Source organism: Halonotius pteroides (genome assembly GCF_003605635.1).
In the GTDB taxonomy this organism is placed as follows: Archaea; Halobacteriota; Halobacteria; order Halobacteriales; family Haloferacaceae; genus Halonotius; species Halonotius pteroides.
Genome location: NZ_QMDW01000007.1, coordinates 125,112 through 147,271, shown reverse-complemented (window position 1 = coordinate 147,271; position 22,160 = coordinate 125,112). Strand labels below are relative to the sequence as shown.

Sequence of the window (22,160 nt, the reverse complement as noted above, 5' to 3'; positions counted from 1 at the left end):
TACCGATTTAGCCTCCACTATCGGAGACAGTGAACTTCTCAATGTGATCGACTGATACTGGGTCGTCACGGGCATAACGGTGTTCGTAGGGCGACAGAGTAGAACGCCTGTGCTACACGATTGAGAGTTAGCATCCCACTGGCGCCATGAGCACCCCGAGAACAACCACAAAAACCACACCCGCGAGTGCAACACCCCAGAAAACTCACCCCCCAGTTCGGCCGCTGATTTCTACGGCGACAATCCCAAACATCCCAAGCAGTATAGCCGACTATGTTTCGAATATTGTATGTTCACTGGAACTCTCACCGCTCGCTTTCAGATAAAATAGTCGGGCACAGGCCAACCGGCATCGTGAGTAGCCCAACGATACCAGCGGCCATTCACACCCGCAGCGGATAGTGATCTCCTAAACTGGACTCACCTGCGGAACCGTGTTATGTCGCTATCAAGATGACTGAGCTACGGGGTCAAACGCCAACGAGTCGGATTACAGTTGTAGAGGCACTGGTTGTGGGTTATACTCCCGATGGGTCGAACCAGTCGACCACACAACAGGTCGGGTGGTTAGATTACACGCAAATCAGTTGGCACGGATATCAGGTTCACAAATCCGTTACAACGGGTGATAGCAGCGCAATTATACTATTCCAGGCCCAGACACTGATAATGGTGTATCTTTCTTCAGTCGATATAGAGCCTGTCAAGCAGGATCTTCGAACTCGGGGGTTTTGTGTCGACGATGGCCAGCCGACGGTCGCTCGTGGTGGTTCCATGGAGATGATCGAACCCGATGCACCGCTGGAAGTGGTGCCAACTGCAAACAGCCGGCCGCTAACCGTCATCTCAGCCATCGCAAACGCTGTCGACAGCGGACGGGCTCCGTTGTTGGTTGTTGACAAACACGACCGCAGCGCGGTCGATGCGCTCCTCTCGGAACCGTTTGCGCTCGCTGATCGGCGGGACGGTTTCCGCCGGTTTTACACCATTGAACACAGGATACAGCTTGCAGATGATTCCTTTGGGTGTATCGCTACGGATGAGCACCTGTGGTGGACTGAATCCTCTAGTCGGCAGGAGAACTCACCACAGCTACATCTCATGGCGGGTGACAGACCGGTTGTCGTCTTGAATACTGTCGAGGATCTTGCCTGTCCTGCGCCCTCACCGACCACGTTTCCAAACCGGTATGCTCGTGGTGAAGACGGTCGCTTCGTACTATACGACCGTACTGGAGCCATTGGAACCTATGCTGGGGTGAGTGCGATGCGTTCCGACGGCATCAAACCCGTTCCGGCCCCGTTAGTGCCCGAGGATCATCTTGACCCACAGTCGCGCCTTCTACAGGCAACGCTACTTGCGACCGTCGATGGGGAGACCGTACAGTACACCACTACTGCTCATTCGTAGGGCAACAACCGCACACACTGCTGGCCGACCACCACCCTGTTACTCAAACGTCTCGTCAGCTAAGAGATTGTATGGACACACGATCAGGACAGTTCCGTGTCTATCGGGCTGTCGAGTCAGTGCGCCACATCAACTTTCAGGCGGTTGCGGAACCACAGCTATATTCGGTGCACGAGACTGGGTACCCAGCGGAGCAGCAGGCTCGTGTCGACGAACTGCAGACAGGTGATCTCGTTACCGCGACTCTGGAGGGCGATGCCGACGCCCCCAATGAGGCATGGCGCGTTGCATCGGTGACCCGCGATCAACGCGTGCCGTTCGGGTTTGCGGTTGATATAGCTCCCGAGGCACTACCGCAGGCCGCTCAAACACTCGCCGCCGATTCCGGGATTGAGACGGCACCACCGCCAACGGAGCCGGCCGGGACGACGCTGTCCGCCGACGGGGCTGACATCGGCGAGTGTTGGATTCAACCGCGAGCGACGCTCCCCAATGATGCGTTTGTGCCGAACGTTGTGACTGGTTTATTGCCGATTGAGGCGTGGCTCACCGACCTCCCAGCACTTGAACTCCCAGCTACCGAGGTGTTGGCCCTAGATACTGCTGCGCCAACAGCGAATCAGTATGAAACACCGTATGGAGTATTTTTGTTTTTCACTGATGCCGGCCGTGAGGTTGCCACCGATTATCGAGATCGATACGGCTGTCCACGCGGGGTCGATAGTCGACCAGATTTCGACCCATACTGACCCGGTTGAGCGGCCGGCGGTATAGCGACGGCCCCCACCCGGTGTGCTTGATACCCGACCCACCAGAAACGGTGTGATCGCCAGCCAGCCGTCGGATGGTACCAACGCGGCCCCGACCGGATGGCAGGCTGTCGCAGGCAGTTGCTAGGTGACGACACGGCAATGACAGTCTGGGTGTCCCGTTGGGTATAGGTAGTGTGGCTTGCTGTGGCGTCGATGGCGGGATTGATCGCGGGGATATTAGAGATGTAGACAGCGGTCGTACAATGGCACTGTCTAATTGAAAGTCCAATTCGTTGTCTCACATACCAGTCAGAGTTAAACCAGGCTATAGGTGGCCGTACGATACGGGTTCCAACGTGGGTTACAGCACAGCAGCGAGCACCGATGTCTGAACGAGATAGTCACCAAGCACCAATAGAGTATCAATCCGCCGACCTTTCTTGTGCTATCCGAGTACACTGCTGAATTTGGGCCGCCCAACGAAACGGGCTCGTTGCCGGAGGTAGTACGCTCCACCAATGATAATGAGTGGTGTAGCAACCACAGGTTTGACAAAGTTACTGAGTGCGACAAGCGGGATACCCAGATACCACCGAGACGGTGTGTACGACGTGAGATCGCTGGTTGACACATACCACCAATCAAGCCCGAACGAAACCACGTAGAGAGCGGTCATCACATAAAGCAGCATCCCTACGGCCGCTGTTGCTGCCAGTGAGAGGACTTTTAAGACTAGTTCGCCGTCTGAACGCGCTGGCTGCGATGGGCCAACTGTCATGAAGACCATCGCAAACGCATAGAGCAACACGCCAAAACAAACCGTCACAACGATCCCATACCACCATCGGCTAACCGTCGTTGTTCCCATCAACCCTGAGCTTGGACTGTTGGTTGTTTAATCGTCCGCGTCATTTCACGTCCTGAAACGCGGGCTGTTGTTTGGCAACACCTCGTAGATCTGTTGGACGATTCATTGGTCGGCACGCAACGAGACCCACATACTGAACCTTCGCCAGCATTTTATTATCGGATACCATTCAGATCAGTATGTCCCCCCAAGCCCTCCAGGAGGAGCCAACCGACAGCTCAGCTGTCACCGCCGGCGTAGAGCTTGAATGGTTGTCGCTCGAAGATGACGAAACGATTCGATGGGCCAGCACACCACATAAGTACAGTGTTGTTCCCGGGCTCATCGTCGGAATCCCGCTATCGCTCGTCGTGATCGGGATCCCCATCATCATCGCTAGCTATCTCCAGTATACAAACACAAACTATGTCGTCACCAACAAAGGTCTCTACAGTAAGCGCGGCATTCTTTCCCGAGATGTACAGCAAGTCGGGTTCGATAAGGTTCAGAATATCTCTTACTCACAGTCTGCTATCGGATCCTCACTTGGGTACGGCTCTGTCGATGTGAGTACAGCCGGTGGATCCGGGGTTGAACTGCAGTTTCGGAACATTCCCGATCCGGCAGCGGTGCAGGAGTTAATCGCCACGGAGATCGATACACGCCAACAAGGAGGTGCTGAAAACGGCACCGACACGGACGATGTCGTAGACGAGATCCTCGTTGAACTGCGGGCGATCCGCCACGCTGTGGTCGATGATGCAGAGGAAGCTGATACCCCGCAGGCAGCTGACCGACGCACCGATACGACGCCCGCCGACCAGTCTTCGACAGAGCCACAGCAAAACGAGCCATGAGCGGATCCTGGTGGTTCCAGCGCGACGGTGAAACGGTTAACTGGGCAGGAAGCCCGCGATGGTCAGCAGCTATCGACGGCATTGTGCTCGGGGCTGTGATCGCCATCGGGGCGGTTGTGGCAGCACTACTCATCGATATCCGGCTAGCGGCAGCAACACTGCTTGGGGTTGGTCTTGCTGGGTGGCAGCTTCGGAGGGTGCGACAGACGCACTATCTCATAACGACGCAGGCACTGTGGTCGAAACGTGGTGTCGTAGGGCAGACAGTCCGCCGTGTTGGCCTGCCGCAGGCGCAGAATACGGCATACAGCCAGTCGGTGACCGGGTCGTTCTTTGGGTATGGCACAGTGACCGTTGAAGTTGCCGGTGGTCGCGATCTGCAGTTTCGACGAATCGACGAACCGGCGACGGTTAGACGACTGATCACCGGGCAGATCGACGACACTGACACTGAGCTTCCGGGGACTACTGATCAGTGGCAGGCAGTCCTCTCCGAAGTCCGAATGATAAACGAAGCGATAGGCTGACCGGCGTTCTGAACGCTCCTGACGGGTATATTGTACCACTGTACGAAAGCAAGGGTGTTTCTCTTCGCCTAACGGAGCTGACCGAGCTATGAGTCATTAGCGGATCGATCATGTATCAAACCCGATTCGGATGTTTAACCCGCCGAATAACGTGGTTTTGACGCCGATTTCCCAATAAGAATCGTATCGACCCAGCTGTATCATCGCTCACAGTAGTTGTCGCCTGCGCGATGCAACACGGTGATCTACCCCACCCGACAGTCACTATCGCATGTTAGTTGTCGACCGGGGCGACCATCTCATCAAGCTCAAGGATCAGGATACTGTCAGTGTCGTCTTTGGCGTCAAGCGTGCCCGTGATTCTGAGCTTTGAGAGCGGCGTGGGGCCAACGGTCACCGAGTCACCCTCATGGAAGTCACGGATCGAGCCTTGAAGATGAATCTCTGCCCGACAGAGCTCCGGATGGTGGACGCTGGAGAGATCGATGCTTTCGACGGTCGCATTCTCGATGGGCTCGCCGTTGTGCTGGAGTGGTACCGAGGCCGGCTCATCCATTTGGTCGACATCAAGGGCTTCGTAGGCGTCGGCGGTTGGTTTATACCCACCCTTCGGGCCGGGCACCCCCTCGACAAGCTGGAGAGCCTTGAGGCTCTGCATCTGGTTGCGGATCGTGCCGGGGTTGCGATCGACTTCGTCGGCGATGTCCTCGCCTTTGATCGCATCTTCAGCCTCGCGGTGGAGGTTGGTCAGCGCGGTCAGAATGGTTTTCTGACTTGGCGTCAGTTCGATTGATGACATGCGTTTTTGTTCGATGGGAATACTGATAAATCCGATGGAAGAATAGTTACAGTTCAGGTGATATATTTCAGTTCGGTGTCGGCTGAAAATTCTTTCGACCTCACAAACAAATCCTGTCGGCAGCCGTGTGCGCAACCAACGCAACAACTCAACCGTGGCGGTGCCGGTGTACCTGCTCGGCGACCGCCGAGCGAAACGTGGGTTGATCGAGGCCGTCGGCACCCAGAAAGGCCTCAGGGTGGCGTCGGCCGGCAACCCCACACAGCCGATCGGTGATGGTGTCGACAGCGACAGAGCCCCCATCCGACTGTGCCGCTGTGGCGATAGGCTCGATGTGTGCTGGCGTCGCGTATGTATCGACCAGCTCGTCGATCGATTGCGCCGGCTCCGCGTGTGTCGAGTCGGCTGTCGTTGGTGAGGCGGCTACGGCTAGATTCGATAGCTTCCCCCGGTGGCCCTGCTTGTTCCGGATCACAACACCCGCAGCCGGGCCATCATACCACGCCGATGTTGGGATCTCGTATGTGTCCGGCGAAAAATCCCGAGCGTGGGTCTCTCGGTCGAAGGTACTGACAGGCGTTAGTCCAAGTCGACGGAAAATCCCATCGGCGGCATCCGGCGGGCGAAACGTCCCGCTGTCGGCCGCCCATACGTCGGTACCGAGAAATGGTGGCATCGAATCAAGATCGTAGGGGGTCGACTCGCGGGTGGTTGCCACACCAAAGAAGGTGACTGCTTCGACAGCATCGACAGCGGCTCTGAGCGCGTCGCGGTCAAGCGAGTCACGAATGTGGGCAACCGCCTGGCGGAACGGCAGTGGAATGGTCTCGGGGTCGTCATAGACCGTCTCTCCGTCACCAACACGGAGCAACCCCGTCTCCTGAAGCTGAAACCGCAGCGGCCGGCCGTCGATCGACTCCAACAGCCAGAGATGTCCTGACAACAGGGCATCCGGAGCGTCATCGACCGGTGGTGTGGTTGGAAACGCGTTCACTGGCGACTCATCATTCGTTAGTCGTCGCTCGGGGCAGCCTCGGGATCAGCTGTCATATCTACGTCGGTCTCCGATTCGTCGGTGACCATCTCGTGTGGGATCACATCGAGACAGGCGACACGATCAGCCCCAGCGAGATCCATCACGGTCACACCCATCGTATTGCGGCCGACTGTCGAGATGTCCTCGACGGGCGTACGCATGATCTGCCCCGACTCACTCATCACGACCAGATGGTCGCCTGCCCCAACGGTTTCCATCGCACAGACTGGGCCGTTACGCCCCGCTGTTTTGATATCGATCAACCCTTTTCCGTTGCGGGATTGGACGCGGTACTCACCGATATCGGATCGCTTACCGTAGCCGTTTTTCGTGACTGTCAACACCCAGTTGTGACGGTCGGCGGCGACGGCGGCGACGCCGGCGACTGTATCGTCGTTCTGCAGGTCGATCCCACGGACACCGCGTGCGCTCCGGCCCATCGCGCGGACATCGTCCTCATCGAACCGAATCGACATGCCGCCGGCCGTCGTCACAACGAGCGTTCGGTCGCCGTCGGTGACCTCCACGTCAACAAGCTCGTCGTCGTCTTCTAGGCGGATTGCGCGGATCCCTGAGGTATGGATATTCTGGAACTCGTCGACGTCGGTGCGTTTGATGTAGCCATCGCGGGTCACCATCGTCAGATACCGCTGGCCGTCGAAGGATTCGTCGGCGATGTCGTCGGTGTTGACGACCGCGGTCAACTCCTCGCCGTCATCCAGATCAAGGATGTTGACCGCGGATTTCCCGCGGGCGGTGCGGCCCATCTCGGGGATCTGGAACCCACGGAGCTTGTAGATCTGCCCATGGTTGGTGAAACAAAGCAGGTAGTCATGCGTGTTGGCAACAAACACCGAGGAGACCGTATCGCCGTCCTTGAGATCGGTGCCGATGATCCCCTTGCCACCGCGGTTCTGTGCGGAGAACGTCGACAGCGGCATCCGCTTGATGTAATCATCCTCGGACATGGCGACGACGATATCCTCCTCTGGGATGAGATCCTCGTGAGCGACGGTGTCGGTATCTTCGATAAAGGAGGTGCGTCGCTCGTCGTCGTATTCGTCTTTGATTTCGAGTAGTTCCGATTCGATGACACCGAGTAGTTCGCTCTCGTTGTGCAGAATCTCTTCGAGTCGCTCGATGCGGGCCTGCACCGCCCCATACTCGTCTTTGATCGCCTGGGCCTCCATCGATGTCAGCGACCCAAGCTGCATCGAGACGATGTGAGTGACCTGTTCCGCCGAGAAGTCGAACTGCTCACGCAGCGCAGCCTTCGCGGCGTCACGATCGTCGGCGTCTTGGATCGTCTCAACGACAGCGTCGACGTTGTTGAGCGCGGTCAGCCGCCCCTCGAGAATGTGGGCGCGATCCTCGGCCTCGTCGAGTTCGTACTGTGAACGTCGGCGGACGACCTCACGGCGGTGATCGAGGTAGTGTTGAATCGTCTCCCGCAGGTCGAGTACCTGTGGCGCGCCATCGACCAAGGCGAGGTTGATGACGCCGAAGGTTGATTCCAGATGGCTCTCCAGTAGTTGATTTTTGACCACATCAGCCATCGCGTCGCGTTTAAGATCGATGACGACCCGGATCCCGTCGCGGTCGGATTCGTCGCGGAGATCACGAATCCCCTCAAGTTTACCCTCGTTGACATCGTCGGCGATCCGTTCGACAAGACGGGCTTTGTTCTCTTGGAACGGGAGTTCGGTAATGACGATTCGACCGTCCTCGTCGTCGACCTCAAACTCGGCGCGAACGCGAACACGACCGCGGCCGGTCTTGTACGCCGAGTGGACGCCGCCCCGGCCGACGATGTTGGCACCGGTTGGGAAATCCGGCCCCTTGACGTGCTCCATCAGATCCTCGACGGTCGCCTCGGGGTTGTTGATGAGATGGACGGTCGCATCGATCACCTCACCGAGGTTGTGCGGCGGAATGTTTGTCGACATCCCGACAGCGATCCCGGAAGAGCCGTTGACCAGCAGATTGGGGAACGCCGACGGCAACACGTCGGGTTCCTGCAGGCGGTCGTCGTAGTTCGCGCTGAAGTCGACGGTGTCCTTGTCGATGTCGGCCAGCAACTCCTCGGCGATGGGGGCCATGCGGGCCTCCGTGTAGCGCATCGCCGCCGGTGGATCGCCGTCGACGGAGCCGAAGTTGCCTTGGCCGTCGACAAGTGGGTACCGCATCGAGAAATCCTGTGCCATCCGGGCGAGGGTATCGTAGATCGCGCTATCACCGTGCGGGTGGAAATCACCCATCGTCTCGCCGACGATCGAGGAGCTCTTGCGGTGGGCTGAGCCAGCCGACACGCCAGCCTCATGCATCGCATACAGGATACGGCGATGGACGGGTTTGAGCCCGTCACGAACGTCCGGTAGTGCGCGCCCGGCGATGACTGACATCGCATAATCGATGTAGGACTGCTCCATCTCGTCTTCGATCCGGGCGGTTTCGATGCGTGCGGCGTCTACGTCTGAATTCTCAGGTAGATCTGTGCTCATTAGATATCAACCCATTCGGCGTCGGTCGCATGCTCTTTGATAAACTGTTTCCGTGGTTCGACGGCGTCGCCCATCAGTACCGAAAACATCCGGTCGGCCGCCGCCGCGTCCTCGATGGTGATCCGTTTCAGAATGCGGTTTTCGGGATCCATCGTTGTCTCCCACAGTTGGTCAGGATTCATCTCTCCAAGGCCTTTGAAGCGTTGCACCTGTGTGGGATTCCCGTTGCACTTCTCTTCGACGATCCGGTCGCGGTCGGCCTCGGTCATCGCATCGTAGGTGTTGCCACGGTACCGAACCCGATACAGCGGTGGTTGTGCGGCATACACGTAACCAGCTTCAATCAACGGGCGCATATGGCGGTATAGCAGGGTTAAGAGGAGGGTTCTGATATGGGCCCCGTCAACGTCGGCGTCGGTATTGTGGGCACAGAGGCCGCCCATGCCGGCAATGAAGTTCTCGTCACTCTCGACCGAGAAGTCGTAGACGTACTCGCTGGACGGCTCGACTTCCGATACCTCTCTCACCGAGAGCGCGACAAGGTCATCGGAGATCTCACGGTATCGTCTCGCGCCCGGATTGTTGTGGCCTTCATTAACTTTCGGCACGAGTGCGTCGCCGTTACGGTGGGGTTCCCATACGTCACGAATCCGGCTGAGATCAGCGCGCGCTGCGACCGTGACGGTGTGTTGCTCCGCGTTTGTCTCGTAGCCGGCATTGAGAGCCGACGGCGGTGTGGTGGAGTGAGAACCCATAACGCCCTGTGCGGAAAGCAGATACATGAGACCACTGGCGAGATCGCGTGAACAAGTCGTCCACGCGATCCGACTCTCGTTGACGGCCCCGTCGCCGTGCAGATATCCGCGGAGGAACGCCTGCTGGCATGACGACGAAACGTCGAAAACCAGATCCGGAACCGATTTTTCGACTGCCGTTTCGCCATCGAAGCCGAAGACGTATTCCCAGGCGAGGGCCGCGGCGCGGTTGACGAGTTTGACCTCGTCAACGCGGTCGTCGGCCTCGCTGTGTTTGGCCGGTATCCCGAAGACCGCCTCGAACGCATCGATGTAGCGATCCCGTAGCGACTCGTTGGTATTACCAATCGCCAGCCGAACCCCGTTGCGCGGCGAACTCGATCCGTCGGCCGCATAGATGCCGAACAGCTCACAGAGCGTCTCGTCGATTTCGACGTAGCGGTCGATCCCGTGATCAGCGTAATGTTCCGGTGTCAACTCAACGTGGGCATCCTCGGGGATGTCGTCGAGATCCGACTCCTCAAGATCGCTGATCCGAACGTAGTCACGAACGCGATTGGTCGGCGCACTCTCGTATTGGTTGTTCCAACGCTGGTCGAGCAAGGAGTCGTCAACGGTTACCTCGCCTATGGCTGCGGCGGGCGACACGCCGACTGCCTCACAGTAGGCCTCGAAGTTCGACACCGTCGGCCGCGAGTTACCGCGCTCCCACTGCGAGACCGTAATCGGCTGGGAGACGCCGACGGCATCACACACGTCCTGCTGTGTCAGTCCTGCATCGGTTCGTTCGGAACGGAGCTGTGAGCGAACCGACTCCGGGATCTCGACGCGCGGCTCCGCACGGGCGACGGCCCCGCCGTCGGTGGCGTACTCCGCGCGAACCTGCTGTTTGAACATCTCTTCGATCCCTTCACCACGGGCATAGAGTTCTGAGTCCAGTTCGTCCTGTCGGGCGACGAGTTCGGCCAGCAGGTCGATCCGGTCGCCATCGCGGTCGCCGGAGACGGGGATCGACCGTGGGGCGACGACCTCGTCGCCCGGTTCGATCTCGTCGCCGCTTGCCAGCTGAATCTCTCCGTCGCGGTGGACGAACACGCTGTGGGAGGCAGTGACTTTCAGATTCCGTCCATAGCGCGTTTCGATCTCGTAGAGCGGCTCATCGATCTCATGGCGGATGACCTGATCAATCGGCCGGAACTTAGTTCGGTTGTCGTCGCGGCCGAAACAGAGCACCTCGTACTCCTCGTAGCCCTCGCCGTCGGCATCGATCACACCGTCGATGAACGGGCCGATCTCGACGAATCGAGTGTTGCCGTCGCCGTCGCGGACGAAACCGTGTTCCTCGCCGTCGACGCTCATCAGGATGATCTTCTGATACCGTGTCTCCTCGATATCGAACTCCTCGCCGACACCCGCGCCGATCGCGGTGATCAGCGCGCGGATCTCGTTGTTTTCGAGAATCCGATCAAGCCGGTGTTTTTCGACATTGAGGATCTTGCCTTTGATCGGGAGAATCGCCTGATTGTGGCGGTCGCGGCCCTGTTTTGCCGAGCCGCCGGCGGAGTCGCCCTCGACGACGAACAGTTCGCTTTCGGTTGGATCGCGCGTCTGGCAGTCGGCGAGTTTGCCGGGGAGGGCAGTCGACTCCAGTGCTGATTTCCGGCGGGTTAGCTCCTCGGCTTGCTTGGCCGCCTTACGAGCGCGCGCCGCCTCGGCGGCTTTTGCCACGACGGCTTCACCGGTATCAGGGTTTTCTTCGAGATACGTTCGGAGGTGTTCGTGAGTCGCACTTTCGACGATCCCGCGTACCTCGCTGTTGCCGAGCTTGGTCTTTGTCTGGCCCTCGAACTGCGGATCGGGATGTTTGACCGACACGACCGCGGTGAGACCCTCGCGGACATCTTCGCCTTTGAGGTTTTCATCAAGATCGGTCGTTAGATTGTGGTCGTTTGCGTAATCGTTGACAACCCGGGTGAGTGCGGTCTTAAAACCGGTGAGGTGGGTGCCACCCTCGCGGGTATTGATGTTGTTGGCGAAGGCATGAATCGAGCCTTGCAGCTCGTCGGTTGCCTGAATGGCGATCTCGACGGCGATGTTGTCTTCCTCGTCGTCGAGGTAGATGACCTCCTCGTGGATCGGGGTTTTTGTCTCGTTGAGATAATGGACGAACTCCTTGATACCGCCATCATACAGAAAGACATCTTCCTCGTCGTTGCGGTCGTCGGTGAGGGTGATCTTGACGCCAGAGTTGAGAAAAGCGAGTTCGCGAAGGCGGTTCGCCAGTGTTGAGTAGGTGAATTCGGTCGTCTCGAAGATATCCTCGTCAGGCCAAAAGCGGATCTGTGTGCCGGTCTCTTCGTCGGGTTCCAGTGACCGAACCTGCTGGAAGGCGTCAGGTTCGGGCTCGCCGCGATCGAAGCTGTGTGTCCAAAGAGAGCCATCGCGGCGTACCTCGACTTCGAGCGATTTGGCGAGAGCGTTGACAACGCTGACGCCGACGCCGTGGAGGCCACCGGAGACCTGATAGGATTTGTTGTCGAACTTCCCACCGGCGTGGAGGACGGTCATGATGACCTCGACAGCCGGCCGATCGTACTCCTCGTGGGTGTCAACCGGGATCCCGCGACCGTCGTCGGCGACCGAGACGGAGCCATCGTCGTGGATCGTCACCTCGATGTGGTCACAGTAGCCCGCCAACGCCTCGTCGATCGAGTTGTCGACGACCTCATAAACAAGATGGTGGAGCCCACGGCCGTCGGTCGAGCCGATATACATCGCCGGCCGTTTGCGGACAGCCTGTAAGCCCTCTAAGACTTGAATTTGTCCGGCTCCGTAGTCGGTTTCGTCTGCCATAGAACTACTCAACTGTAGTAGACCACGGGGCATAAAGCTCCCGCACGCGCGGGCGCGAACGCTGACCCGACACTGAGAGCGCGCAGGGATAGAGGTTATACTCTCCCCCGAAAAAAGACCTCATAGCATGACCTCATTTCAGGCGGAACTCGGTGCCGACGAAGGGATCGCCGAGGAGTTGGCGAAAGGCCAACGCGAGATCTCTATCGCCGAGTTCTTCGAAAAGAACAAGCACATGCTCGGCTTCGACTCCGGTGCCCGCGGGCTGGTTACCGCGGTCAAGGAGGCCGTCGACAACGCCTTAGACGCCACCGAGGAAGCCGGGATCAAACCCGACATCTACGTTGAGATCACCGAGGTCGGCGACTACTACCGCGTCATCGTCGAGGACAACGGCCCCGGAATTACGAAAGACCAAGTCCCGAAGATTTTCGGCAAACTGCTGTACGGCTCGCGGTTCCATGCCCGTGAGCAAAACCGCGGTCAACAGGGGATTGGTATCTCGGCGGCCGTTCTCTACTCACAGCTGACCAGCGGCAAACCCGCCAAGATCACCAGCCGAACACAGGAGTCTGATCAGGCCGAATACTTCGAGCTCATCATTGACACCGACACCAACGAGCCTGAAATACGGGATTCGGAGACAACAACGTGGGATCGTACCCACGGCACCCGCATCGAACTGGAGATGGAGGCCAACATGCGGGCCCGCCAGCAGCTCCACCAGTACATCAAAAACACCGCCGTTGTCAACCCTCACGCCCGGATTGAACTGCGGGAGCCTGGCCTCGACGAGCCGCTCAAATTCGAGCGCGGCACCGACCAACTCCCGGCCGAGACAAGCGAGATTCGCCCGCACCCCCACGGCGTCGAACTCGGGACGCTGATCAAGATGGTCGACGCGACCGAATCCTACTCTGTCTCCGGGTTTTTACAAGAAGAGTTCACCCGGGTCGGGAAGAAAACCGCCGACAAGGTGCTCGATAGCTTCCGCGACCGCCACGTTGGTCGGGAGCTCGCGTGGCCGACCCCAGCAGCCGGCGTCGACACCAAGGGCGCGGTCACCGAGGCTGTCTCGAACAAGGGTGCTGAGGCAACTGAGGCGTTCGCCGAGGCGATCGAATCGGCGCTACGCGGCCGGGATCGCACGGCGTACAGCGAGTTGGAGGAGATCGTCACCGAGATCGCCGACAATGTTGAGGCCGACACCGGCCGCACCTTCGGAGCGACGGTCAGGAAAAACGCCGTCGACGCCGCATGGGGCGAACTCACCGCCTTCGATGACGATGAGACGACAAACGGCGATGAACCGGGCCGCGACCACCTCACACCCGGGTTGTATGGGCTCGTTGACAACGCTACAAGCAGCCGAAAGGACGACGAAACCGTCCAAGCCCTCGCCGAGCGATTGGCTCGCCGTGCCGATGGGCTCGGCGACGACGATGACAGACGGTTCCGAGTGACATACGACGACCTGTCGGCGATGGTTGCGGCGGCCGCCGATGCGACCGTCGAGTACGACGACGTGACCCTCGGCGAGACCGCCCGCGAGAAGATCACCGACGCGCTGTGGACGGCCGCCCAAACGGTTCCCGACGAGGTACCGAAGATCAGCGCGATCGACGGTGACCGCGATACGGCCAGCAAACTCTTGGAGGCGATGCGGGCGACCGACATCCTCGCGCCGCCGACCGACTGCCTCTCGCCGATCACCGCCGACCTCGTCGAGGCCGGGCTTCGAAAGGAGTACGACGCCGACTTTTACGCTGCAGCAACGCGAGATGCCGAGGTTCATGGCGGTGACCCGTTTATCGTCGAAGCCGGCATCGCCTACGGCGACGATCTCCGGTCGGAGGGTACAATCGACCTCCTGCGATTTGCCAACCGCGTCCCGCTGGTCTACCAACAAGGTGCCTGTAGCTCGACAGATGCGGTCAAAGGGATCGGCTGGCGGAACTACGGGCTTGACCAACCCGGCGGAAGCGGCCTGCCGAACGGGCCGGCCGTCTTGATGATCCACGTCGCCTCAACGAATGTGCCGTTCACCAGCGAATCGAAGGACGCGATCGCCAATATTCCGGAGATCGAAGACGAAATCGAGCTGGCGATCCGGGAGGCCGCCCGCGAACTCAAATCCTATCTCAACAAGCGACGTTCCCTTGAGAAACGCCAGCAGAAACAGAGCGTCCTCAGCCAGATCCTTCCGGAGATGGCCGACAAGGTCGCGGAGGTGACCGACCAGAAGCGACCGAACATCGACGCCGCGATGGGCCGGATCATGAACAATCTCTGTATCGACCGCGAGATCGACGACAGCACTGTGACGCTCCACGTGGAGAACTACTCTGATCGCGCTGAAACACCCGAGATCACGGAGATCGTCTCGGTCGAGCCAAGCGATGTCGAGGGCGACGGAGCCGATGTCGTCGACCTCGACGGCGAGTGGTTCATTCGGTGGTCGCCGTCGCTGTCGGCCGGCGAAGAAACGAAACTCAGCTACACTGTTGGCGACGACGCGGACTTCGATATCACCGTCGATGGCGTCGAAACCGAGAAGCTGACCCTAAATGCCTGAACTACAACCAGACCCATGAGCACGAAACTCAACGAAGAACGCGCCCGCGAACAGCTTATCGACCTTGCCGCGGAGTTTTACGACCAGTTTGCCGGCGGCGACATCCCACAGATGACGCTGCCAACCCGGACGAAAAGCAACATCGAGTACGACCCCGACTCTGGGGTCTGGGTCTATGGTGATCGCACATCGACCCGCAGCGCGAACTCCGTCCGTGGTGCCCGCAAGCTGCTGAAAGCCATCTACACCATCGAGTTCCTCGCCGAGCAACTCGATCAGGGTCGCTCCTCGACGCTGCGTGAACTCTACTACCTCTCGGAGTCGTGGGACAACGAGGAAGCCCATTTCTCCGATCAGGATGAGTCCAATCAGCTGATCGAGGATCTTGAGATCGTCTCGGAGGTCACCCGCGAGGACTTCCACATGCGCCCGGAGGAGTCGGGCGCGACGCTGATGGGGCCGCTGGAGTTGCGCGAACAGACCCGCCGCGGCGAACGCGAGATTCACTGTCAGAAGGATGTCGGCGAGGGCGGCTACCAGATCCCGAACAACCCCGACACCATCGAGTTTCTCGATGCTGACATCGACTTTGTCCTCTGTGTCGAGACCGGCGGCATGCGCGACCGACTGATCGAAAACGGGTTCGACGAGCAGTACAACTGTCTTGTCGTCCATCTCAAGGGCCAGCCCGCCAGAGCGACCCGCCGGATCACCAAACGGCTCCACGACGAACTTGACCTGCCCGTTGTGGTCTTCTGTGACGGCGACCCGTGGTCGTACCGGATCTACGGCTCGGTCGCCTACGGCTCGATCAAATCCGCCCACCTCTCGGAACATCTCGCCACGCCGGAAGCGCGCTACGTCGGCATCCAGCCGACAGATATCGTCGAGTACGATCTGCCGACCGATCCACTGGCTGATTCCGATATCAACGCCCTCGAATCCGAACTCACCGATCCACGCTTCCAGACCGACTACTGGGAAGAACAGATCGAACTCCAACTCGACATCGGCAAAAAGGCCGAACAGCAGTCGCTGGCGGCCAACGGACTTGACTTCGTGACCGAAACCTACCTTCCGGAACGACTCGAACAAATGGGCGTCGTATAACCGTTTCACCAGTTACCTATTATATAAATACGATATCTTGTTTAAACATCGACAGCAATCGGCATTATTTTATTCTTGCTGTTTGCACTACAGGTAATGCCTGCATCGATCCGCGTCCTCTATATCGGTGATGTGACGGCTGGATCGACATCGTCGCCGCTGGCCGATCGCGATCCGTTCGATGTGGTATCGACCGACAGCGTAGCCGAGGGCTGTGCGTGGCTGTCGGCAAACGCGGCTGACTGTATTGTTCTCAGCCATCGGGTGGTTACCGAAGCCGCTAACACAGCGTTGAACCGATTGTGGAACGCCGCCCCTGGGTGTCCGAGACTGCTTGCACCACCGCCGGTCGTTGTCGAAGGCGAGGATGCTGCAACCACCGGCGACGAGGATGACCTCCCCCCAAACCACACGATGACATTGGCAGAGCGGATCCATGCCGTCGTCAACGGTACAGCAACGACCGACCGTGTCACGCCGACTCACGAGGACACAGACACGCAGACCCCAAACGATCACCGTCACAAACCGGTAGACGATAACGGGACAACACATGACGACAAGTCGGGGGCGGCTACTCCTGTCCCCGCATATCGATCGCTTATCGAGGATGTGTTAGCTATCTCATCCGTCGGTATCTTCGTTCTCGACGATGATTTTTCGGTCGTCTGGGTTAACGACGGCATCGAGGAGTATTTTGGCGTCGATCGTGAGGAAATTCTCCGAAAGGATAAGCGACGGCTGATCAGTACCGAGCTCAAACACATCTTTGCCGAGCCGGATCGGTTTGCCGAGACTGTCTGTGCCACCTACGATGACAACACATACGCCGAGCAGTTCACCTGCCATGTCGTCGGCGACGACAGCCGCGATGATCGGTGGCTCGAACACTCCAGTTACCCGATTCCGGACGGCCCATACGCCGGCGGCCGGATCGAACACTACGTCGATATCACCGAGCAGCGAGCGACACAGCAGCGGCTTGAGGCCCAAAATGAGCGGCTTGCAGAGTTCGCCAGCATCGCCAGCCATGACCTCCGAAACCCACTACACGTGGTTGGGAGCTCACTGGAGTTGGCCGAGGAGACAGGCGAGGCTGAGCACTTCGAGCGCGCTGAGCGGGCTGTCGACCGGATGGAACAGTTGATCGACGATCTACTGGTCTTGGCCACACAGGGCGAAGAGGTCGACGATGCCGAGGCGGTCAGTCTTGAGACGGTCGCCCGCGAGTGTTGGGCGCACCTATCAACCGAGTCGGCAAGCCTGAACGTTGAGACAGCGCGCACATTCACCGCCGACCGGAGCCGACTCCGCCAGCTGCTTGAAAACCTCTTTCGCAACAGTGTCGACCACGCCGATGTCGCGGTGACGATCACGGTCGGCGACTGTGATGGCGGCTTTTTTGTTGCCGACAACGGCCCTGGAGTGCCAGCCGACGACCGCGAGGCGATCCTTGAGCGGGGCCACACGACACGCCGTGAGGGAACCGGCTTGGGGCTCTACATCGTCAGTGAAATCGCGGCTGCACACGGGTGGGGCGTGGAGGTTGCTGACAGCAAGACCGGTGGGTTCCGCATCGAGATTACTGGTGTCGAATGACAGCGCGGTCAGCGGACGCCGCGGCGGGTCGCTACTCGTAGCGCCACTCGTCGGTCGCCTGCTCGTAGTCAAGCAGTTCCGCGTCGTCGAAAAACACCGCGATCTCATCCTCATTTGCGCCCTCATCCTCGTGGTCTGAGGCGTGGATCACGTTGCGACCCAGATCAAGGCCGTAGTCGCCACGGATCGTCCCCGGCGCAGCTTCGGCGGGATCGGTTGCGCCGACCATCCGACGCACCTGCCGGGTCGCATCTTTCCCCTCCCAGACCATCGCAAAGACCGGGCCGGAGGTGATGAACTCGATCAAGCCCTCAAAGAAGGGTTTGCCTTCGTGTTCGCTGTAATGCGTTTTCGCACGCTCATCGTCAAGCTGGAGTGCCTTGGCTCCGACGAGCTTCAGCCCCCGCTGCTCGAACCGTGAGATGATCTCACCGATCAAGCCACGCTGGACACCGTCCGGTTTCACCATCACAAAGGTTCGCTCGTCGTAGGACATATGAAGGGTATGCTCCGTGGGGGCTTACTGTTGGCCGCCGTCGTTGCGGCCAGCCTCGGTCCATTCGAGGTCGCGGGCTTCACGACCGAGTCGGTAGTTCTTCTCAGCTTTCGAGTCCTTGAAATGGAGGATCGTGCCGTCTTTCTTGACGAACATCGTCCCCGTGCCGGGCTCGATCTCTTCGCCTGAGTAGTCACACGTTCGCGTTTCAACCATCGTTATTGGCCTCCGATTGAGTCGGCATCGCGCTGGGTCTCCCGCAGTTGGAGCACGTCGCCCTCGCGGATCGGGCCCAACACGTTGCGCGTGATGATGCGGCCCTTGTTCGAGCCTTCGCGGATGCGGCATTTGACCTGCATGGCCTCGCCGTGCATCCCGGTTTTGCCGACGACCTCGATGACCTCAGCGGCCGTCGAGTCGCCAGTTGTCTCCTCTTCTGCGCTCATGGGTGGTTAGTTGAGTTCCTCGACCTTCTCGGCGATGTCTTCGATGTCGTCGCTGGCGTCGCCGGCGCTGACAACGGCGGCCGCGGCACTGCCGACCTCGAGGCCGGCGGCGTGGCCAACGTCGTCTTGGGTCTCGACGAAGATGACCGGGATGCCCTTCTCCTCGGCGAGTTCGGGGAGGTGCATCACGATCTCTTCGGGCGAGACATCCTCGGCGACGAAGATGAGCTGGGCGTTGCCACGCTCGACTGCCTTCGTGGTCTCGTTGGTTCCTTTCTTGACGCTGCCTGTGTCTCGGGCGACCTCAAGGGCGTCAAGTGCACGCTCTTCGAGGTCGGCTGGGGTTTCGTAATTTACGTAAACTGCCATAGTTTTCCTCTCCCTATCCTCGGGCTCACACAACCTCGCCAAACGGTAGATCCCTGACGGCGAGGCGTATCATCAACCCGGATAGGCTGTACCCCGTCGTTTGCGACACCTGCATAAAAGCGCTTTCAAACCCTGTCGACCGTGTGACGGCAGACCACGGTCGGTGGCGGCGGTTTCGGCGGGTGATTTTACGCCTCGTCACGCCGGGCGAACATCACCAAGGCAATCATGGAAAAAACGACATCGCCGTCTTGGTTCGCCGTCTCGATCTGAATGTTAGCCAGCCCACGACTGTCGGTTTCGACTTCGAGTTCAAGAATCTCAGCTCGGATCGAGAGTCGATCATCCGGCCGTACCGGCTCATGCCAGCGGAGCTTATCGATTCCCTTCCCACCGAGCGTCGCGGTATCAGACAAAAAACAGTCGACGAACAGCCGCGTCGAGATTGCCGCCGTGTGGAACCCCGCGGCGATCAGACTGCCGTAGATCGACTCTTCGGCGGCGCGTTCGGGATCGGTGTGGAACCACTGAGGGTCGTACTGCTCGGCGAACTCGATAATCTCGTCTTGGGAGACCTCGTACTCCTCGCTTGTCCACTCGTCACCGACAGCCAGATCCTCGAAATAGATCGTCATTACCGAACGGTCGGCGGCAACAGGGAAGTTAGCTCCGTTTGCCGATCTCCTCACGCAGCACGTCGCTGACGGTGTCGCCGTCGGCTTTGCCGCGGAGTTCCGCCATACATTCGCCCATCAATCCGGAGAAGGCGCCCATCCCCTCCTCGGCGACTTGGTCGGCGTTGCGTTCGACGACACCGGCGATGATCTCCCGGACTTCCTCGTCGTCAACGCCGCCGAGGCCGGCTTCCTCAATGGCTGCCTCGGCTGTCAGATCGGGCTGTTCGGCAAGCACGGTCAGCACGTCGTTGACGCCCTCCTTCGCTAACTCGTCGTTGGCAACGAGATCGAAGACCGCGAGGAAGTGTACGTCGGCGATGTTCTCGACAGGTACGTCGTCGCGGCGGAGTTCGGTGACCGTGCTCTCCAGCACCGAGGCCGCGAACGTCGGGTCGATCCCGCGGTCGACGGCCTCCTCAAAAAGCGGCATCCGGCGGCCGTAGGCGACCTGCTCGGCCAGCCCGCTATCGAGACCGAATTCGGCTTGATAGCGGTCGACCTTCTCGGTCAGCAGTTCTGGTTCGTCGATCTCGCTGGGATCGGGTTCGACCGGCGGCACGTCGGTTTCGGGGTACATCCGCGCCGCGCCGGGTAGCGGGCGGAGATAGCGGGTGGTACCCTCGTCGGTCGCGTCGCGGGTTTCCTCAGGGACGCCCTCGATAGCGGTTTCGGCGCGCTCGGCAGCGGCCTCGATGGCGAGATCAGCCGTTTCAGGATCGGCAGCGACGATAGCGACGGCGTCGTCGTCGCCCGCATCGACAGCCTCGCGGAGCGCGGCAACCTCATCGTCGGTGACGCCGTAGGCCGGCAGTTCGTCGGTGTGGAAGATGCCGCCTGCGCCGTTGCGCTTGGCGTGATCCGAAAGTTCAGTGCCGAGCCGCCGGTCGGGCTGGATCTCACGGCCAACAAGCCCGTCGAAGCCGTACAGCGGGACGGCCGTCACCGTGCCGCCATCACTGAGCGCGCCGCCGATGACGCTGGAGTCAGTATCCTCGAAGACAGCCGTTACGTCTTGGGTTTCGCCAACGCTGGCCTCGCGTGCTTGGAGTTCCTCAGCGATGTCAACGAGTTCCGATTGGCGACCCACCTCCAGCCGGACGATCTCGTCGATCTGATCGAGGGCCTGAACCCCTTTGATCTCGACACGCGCGCCTTCCTCGATTGAGACATTGACATCTTGCCGAATTGTGCCGAGGCCACGTTTGACCGTGCCGGTCGAGCGCAGCAGCATCCCGATCCGTTTGGCGGCCTCCTTGGCCTGTTCGGGGCTGCGGATGTCCGGCCCGGTACCGATCTCGACAAGCGGGATACCGAGCCGGTCGAGGCTATAGCGGACGCCGCCGTCGTACTCTGCGACGCGCTGGGCGGACTCCTCTTCGAGCAGCAGATCGACGATCGAGACCGGCCCCTCGCTGGTTTCGATCTCGCCTGCTTGACCGAGTAGCATCGACCGCTGGAAACCCGACGTATTCGAGCCGTCGATGACGAGCTTCCGCATGACATGGAGCTGATCGACGATCTCCATATCCAGCAGCGAGGCGATCTGCATTGCGACATCGAGGGCTTCGGCGTCGACCTCGGTTGGGGGTTCGTCGTCCTCCTCAACGAGACAAGTCGAGTCGTAGGCGAGATACTCGAACTCCCGGTCGACGCGGCTCTCTTCGAGGGCGGCGTCGTCGAGTTCGCCGAGTTCGCTTTTGGTGGGGTGGAGGAAGCGCGTGATCGTTCGCTCGGCGTCCGCAGGTTCGCGGCGGTCAGTCGGCGACTCACAGAACAGTTTGGTCTCGGTGTCGAGCTGTTGGTGGATTTCGAGGCCGGCGACCAAGCCGAGGGCCTCGTAGTCGTAGGCGTCGGAACTCATTGATGTGGTGTGTGCGACGGGAGCCTAAAAAGGTGCAGATGCGACGACCGCCCGGTCGACAGCAGCGGCCGGCAGCTGTGGTCTGCGACCATTGGATCGATTCGACGAATCCGAGCCATCGCTTGTAGTCATCGATGGTCATGTTGTGGGCCTCCTCGCCGTAGTCGGGGCGGTATACCCCATCGAGCGCGTTGCGTGCGCGACTCAGTCCGATAATCTCCTCGGCCAGTGCCTCTGCGGTCGCCTCGCTGAGTGGCTCCTCGGTTTTGAGTCGCTCGATGCGCTCGGTGCGCTTGGTTTTGAGCCGGCGTTTCGCTGTCGACACCAGATCCTTGGTGCCCGGCGGGATCTCGGGGAGGTTCCGCGTCTCGATCAGAAATTCGTGGAGATCGATCTCGGTGCCCTCGGTGGTGATTGTCTCGGGTGTTTTCGCCCCGATGGTCGCGCTCTGTCGGTTGACGCGTTCGAGCAACGCCGCTCGGGTGGCCTCGTCGATCGGCTCGCCGTCCGGGGGGTCATCCATGTGTGACCAGTTGTGAACACATGCTCCGACCGCTTACTGGTAGCGATCTGCCGCTGTCGACGACACCACAGGGGGTGGACACGCGGTGCGACCTGGGGTCGTGTGAGACTCCCGCGTGGCGGCTCCGAAAGAACAACCCTTAAAAACAGCAACCGACTGCACATGGA

General features: G+C 59.7%; 19 protein-coding genes. 7 read left to right on the top strand and 12 right to left on the bottom strand.

The features are described 5' to 3' along the window. Positions 1 to 669 precede the first annotated feature (669 nt). The gene (locus DP106_RS06900; RefSeq protein WP_133305112.1) at positions 670 to 1,410 is read left to right on the top strand and encodes a hypothetical protein; all 741 of its coding nucleotides are present in this window, start codon (positions 670 to 672) and stop codon (positions 1,408 to 1,410) included. Positions 1,411 to 1,481: 71 nt separating this feature from the next. After that, positions 1,482 to 2,159: a hypothetical protein gene (locus DP106_RS06895; RefSeq protein WP_120084279.1), complete on the top strand. Its 678-nt coding sequence runs from the start codon at positions 1,482 to 1,484 to the stop codon at positions 2,157 to 2,159. A gap of 448 nt (positions 2,160 to 2,607) precedes the next feature. On the opposite strand, the gene DP106_RS06890 is transcribed toward DP106_RS06895, so the two are convergent. Next, the gene (locus DP106_RS06890; protein ID WP_120084278.1) at positions 2,608 to 3,030 is read right to left on the bottom strand and encodes a hypothetical protein; all 423 of its coding nucleotides are present in this window, start codon (positions 3,028 to 3,030) and stop codon (positions 2,608 to 2,610) included. Between the two features lie 179 nt (positions 3,031 to 3,209). On the opposite strand from DP106_RS06890, the gene DP106_RS06885 reads away from it, so the two are divergent. Both DP106_RS06885 and DP106_RS06880 read left to right on the top strand, forming a co-directional pair. Beyond that, the gene (locus tag DP106_RS06885; RefSeq protein WP_120084277.1) at positions 3,210 to 3,866 is read left to right on the top strand and encodes a PH domain-containing protein; all 657 of its coding nucleotides are present in this window, start codon (positions 3,210 to 3,212) and stop codon (positions 3,864 to 3,866) included. Then, on the top strand, positions 3,863 to 4,393 hold the full coding sequence (locus DP106_RS06880) for a PH domain-containing protein (protein ID WP_120084276.1): 531 nt from the start codon (positions 3,863 to 3,865) through the stop codon (positions 4,391 to 4,393). The genes DP106_RS06885 and DP106_RS06880 overlap by 4 nt, the downstream gene beginning before the upstream one ends. Before the next feature lie 274 nt (positions 4,394 to 4,667). On the opposite strand, the gene DP106_RS06875 is transcribed toward DP106_RS06880, so the two are convergent. From DP106_RS06875 to DP106_RS16545, 4 genes are all read right to left on the bottom strand, one after another. Next, positions 4,668 to 5,192, bottom strand: coding sequence for an Rrf2 family transcriptional regulator (locus tag DP106_RS06875; protein ID WP_120084275.1), 525 nt, complete (start codon positions 5,190 to 5,192; stop codon positions 4,668 to 4,670). 148 nt (positions 5,193 to 5,340) lie between these two features. Continuing rightward, positions 5,341 to 6,186: a hypothetical protein gene (locus DP106_RS06870; RefSeq protein ID WP_120084273.1), complete on the bottom strand. Its 846-nt coding sequence runs from the start codon at positions 6,184 to 6,186 to the stop codon at positions 5,341 to 5,343. Between the two features lie 17 nt (positions 6,187 to 6,203). Continuing rightward, positions 6,204 to 8,729 carry a DNA gyrase subunit A gene (gyrA, locus tag DP106_RS06865; RefSeq protein WP_120084272.1) on the bottom strand — a complete coding sequence of 842 codons (2,526 nt, stop codon included), beginning with the start codon at positions 8,727 to 8,729 and terminating at the stop codon, positions 6,204 to 6,206. Further along, positions 8,729 to 12,337: a DNA gyrase subunit B gene (locus DP106_RS16545; protein ID WP_120084271.1), complete on the bottom strand. Its 3,609-nt coding sequence runs from the start codon at positions 12,335 to 12,337 to the stop codon at positions 8,729 to 8,731. The genes gyrA and DP106_RS16545 overlap by 1 nt, the downstream gene beginning before the upstream one ends. 127 nt (positions 12,338 to 12,464) lie before the next feature. On the opposite strand from DP106_RS16545, the gene DP106_RS06855 reads away from it, so the two are divergent. The 3 genes from DP106_RS06855 to DP106_RS06845 all read left to right on the top strand — a co-directional run bounded on the left by DP106_RS06855 (position 12,465) and on the right by DP106_RS06845 (position 17,621). Next, positions 12,465 to 14,912 carry a DNA topoisomerase VI subunit B gene (locus DP106_RS06855; protein WP_120084270.1) on the top strand — a complete coding sequence of 816 codons (2,448 nt, stop codon included), beginning with the start codon at positions 12,465 to 12,467 and terminating at the stop codon, positions 14,910 to 14,912. 15 nt (positions 14,913 to 14,927) lie between these two features. Continuing rightward, positions 14,928 to 16,022, top strand: a complete 1,095-nt coding sequence (locus tag DP106_RS06850; protein WP_120084268.1) for a DNA topoisomerase IV subunit A — start codon at positions 14,928 to 14,930, stop codon at positions 16,020 to 16,022. 96 nt (positions 16,023 to 16,118) lie between these two features. Next, complete coding sequence (locus tag DP106_RS06845; RefSeq protein ID WP_120084267.1) at positions 16,119 to 17,621, top strand: receiver/sensor box histidine kinase; 1,503 nt, start codon at positions 16,119 to 16,121, stop codon at positions 17,619 to 17,621. 31 nt (positions 17,622 to 17,652) lie between these two features. Here the strand turns inward: DP106_RS06845 and ndk are convergent, their stop codons facing one another. The 7 genes from ndk to DP106_RS06810 form a co-directional block, all read right to left on the bottom strand. Continuing rightward, positions 17,653 to 18,117 (bottom strand): nucleoside-diphosphate kinase, encoded by a 465-nt coding sequence (gene ndk, locus DP106_RS06840; RefSeq protein ID WP_120084266.1) that lies wholly within the window; start codon positions 18,115 to 18,117, stop codon positions 17,653 to 17,655. A 24-nt stretch (positions 18,118 to 18,141) separates the two neighbouring features. Next, on the bottom strand, positions 18,142 to 18,333 hold the full coding sequence (locus DP106_RS06835) for a 50S ribosomal protein L24e (RefSeq protein WP_120084264.1): 192 nt from the start codon (positions 18,331 to 18,333) through the stop codon (positions 18,142 to 18,144). 2 nt (positions 18,334 to 18,335) lie between these two features. Beyond that, on the bottom strand, positions 18,336 to 18,563 hold the full coding sequence (locus tag DP106_RS06830) for a 30S ribosomal protein S28e (RefSeq protein ID WP_021061981.1): 228 nt from the start codon (positions 18,561 to 18,563) through the stop codon (positions 18,336 to 18,338). 6 nt (positions 18,564 to 18,569) lie between these two features. After that, positions 18,570 to 18,932 carry a 50S ribosomal protein L7Ae gene (rpl7ae, locus tag DP106_RS06825; protein WP_120084263.1) on the bottom strand — a complete coding sequence of 121 codons (363 nt, stop codon included), beginning with the start codon at positions 18,930 to 18,932 and terminating at the stop codon, positions 18,570 to 18,572. A 188-nt stretch (positions 18,933 to 19,120) separates the two neighbouring features. Continuing rightward, positions 19,121 to 19,567, bottom strand: coding sequence for a MaoC family dehydratase (locus DP106_RS06820; RefSeq protein WP_120084262.1), 447 nt, complete (start codon positions 19,565 to 19,567; stop codon positions 19,121 to 19,123). A 28-nt stretch (positions 19,568 to 19,595) separates the two neighbouring features. Further along, positions 19,596 to 21,470, bottom strand: a complete 1,875-nt coding sequence (gene gatE, locus DP106_RS06815) for a Glu-tRNA(Gln) amidotransferase subunit GatE (RefSeq protein WP_120084260.1) — start codon at positions 21,468 to 21,470, stop codon at positions 19,596 to 19,598. Continuing rightward, on the bottom strand, positions 21,376 to 21,993 hold the full coding sequence (locus DP106_RS06810) for a DUF5788 family protein (RefSeq protein WP_120084259.1): 618 nt from the start codon (positions 21,991 to 21,993) through the stop codon (positions 21,376 to 21,378). The genes gatE and DP106_RS06810 overlap by 95 nt, the downstream gene beginning before the upstream one ends. Positions 21,994 to 22,160 lie beyond the last annotated feature (167 nt).

Bases quoted from the DNA above. Each gene is read 5' to 3' on its own strand.
- rpl7ae (WP_120084263.1), bottom strand. From the start codon at position 18,932: ATGGCAGTTTACGTAAATTACGAAACCCCAGCCGACCTCGAAGAGCGT.
- DP106_RS06855 (WP_120084270.1), top strand. From the start codon at position 12,465: ATGACCTCATTTCAGGCGGAACTCGGTGCCGACGAAGGGATCGCCGAG.
- DP106_RS06895 (WP_120084279.1), top strand. From the start codon at position 1,482: ATGGACACACGATCAGGACAGTTCCGTGTCTATCGGGCTGTCGAGTCA.
- DP106_RS16545 (WP_120084271.1), bottom strand. From the start codon at position 12,337: ATGGCAGACGAAACCGACTACGGAGCCGGACAAATTCAAGTCTTAGAG.
- ndk (WP_120084266.1), bottom strand. From the start codon at position 18,117: ATGTCCTACGACGAGCGAACCTTTGTGATGGTGAAACCGGACGGTGTC.
- DP106_RS06835 (WP_120084264.1), bottom strand. From the start codon at position 18,333: ATGGTTGAAACGCGAACGTGTGACTACTCAGGCGAAGAGATCGAGCCC.
- DP106_RS06850 (WP_120084268.1), top strand. From the start codon at position 14,928: ATGAGCACGAAACTCAACGAAGAACGCGCCCGCGAACAGCTTATCGAC.
- DP106_RS06880 (WP_120084276.1), top strand. From the start codon at position 3,863: ATGAGCGGATCCTGGTGGTTCCAGCGCGACGGTGAAACGGTTAACTGG.
- DP106_RS06885 (WP_120084277.1), top strand. From the start codon at position 3,210: ATGTCCCCCCAAGCCCTCCAGGAGGAGCCAACCGACAGCTCAGCTGTC.
- DP106_RS06890 (WP_120084278.1), bottom strand. From the start codon at position 3,030: ATGGGAACAACGACGGTTAGCCGATGGTGGTATGGGATCGTTGTGACG.
- DP106_RS06830 (WP_021061981.1), bottom strand. From the start codon at position 18,563: ATGAGCGCAGAAGAGGAGACAACTGGCGACTCGACGGCCGCTGAGGTC.
- DP106_RS06810 (WP_120084259.1), bottom strand. From the start codon at position 21,993: ATGGATGACCCCCCGGACGGCGAGCCGATCGACGAGGCCACCCGAGCG.
- gyrA (WP_120084272.1), bottom strand. From the start codon at position 8,729: ATGAGCACAGATCTACCTGAGAATTCAGACGTAGACGCCGCACGCATC.
- DP106_RS06900 (WP_133305112.1), top strand. From the start codon at position 670: ATGGTGTATCTTTCTTCAGTCGATATAGAGCCTGTCAAGCAGGATCTT.
- DP106_RS06875 (WP_120084275.1), bottom strand. From the start codon at position 5,192: ATGTCATCAATCGAACTGACGCCAAGTCAGAAAACCATTCTGACCGCG.
- DP106_RS06820 (WP_120084262.1), bottom strand. From the start codon at position 19,567: ATGACGATCTATTTCGAGGATCTGGCTGTCGGTGACGAGTGGACAAGC.
- gatE (WP_120084260.1), bottom strand. From the start codon at position 21,470: ATGAGTTCCGACGCCTACGACTACGAGGCCCTCGGCTTGGTCGCCGGC.
- DP106_RS06845 (WP_120084267.1), top strand. From the start codon at position 16,119: ATGCCTGCATCGATCCGCGTCCTCTATATCGGTGATGTGACGGCTGGA.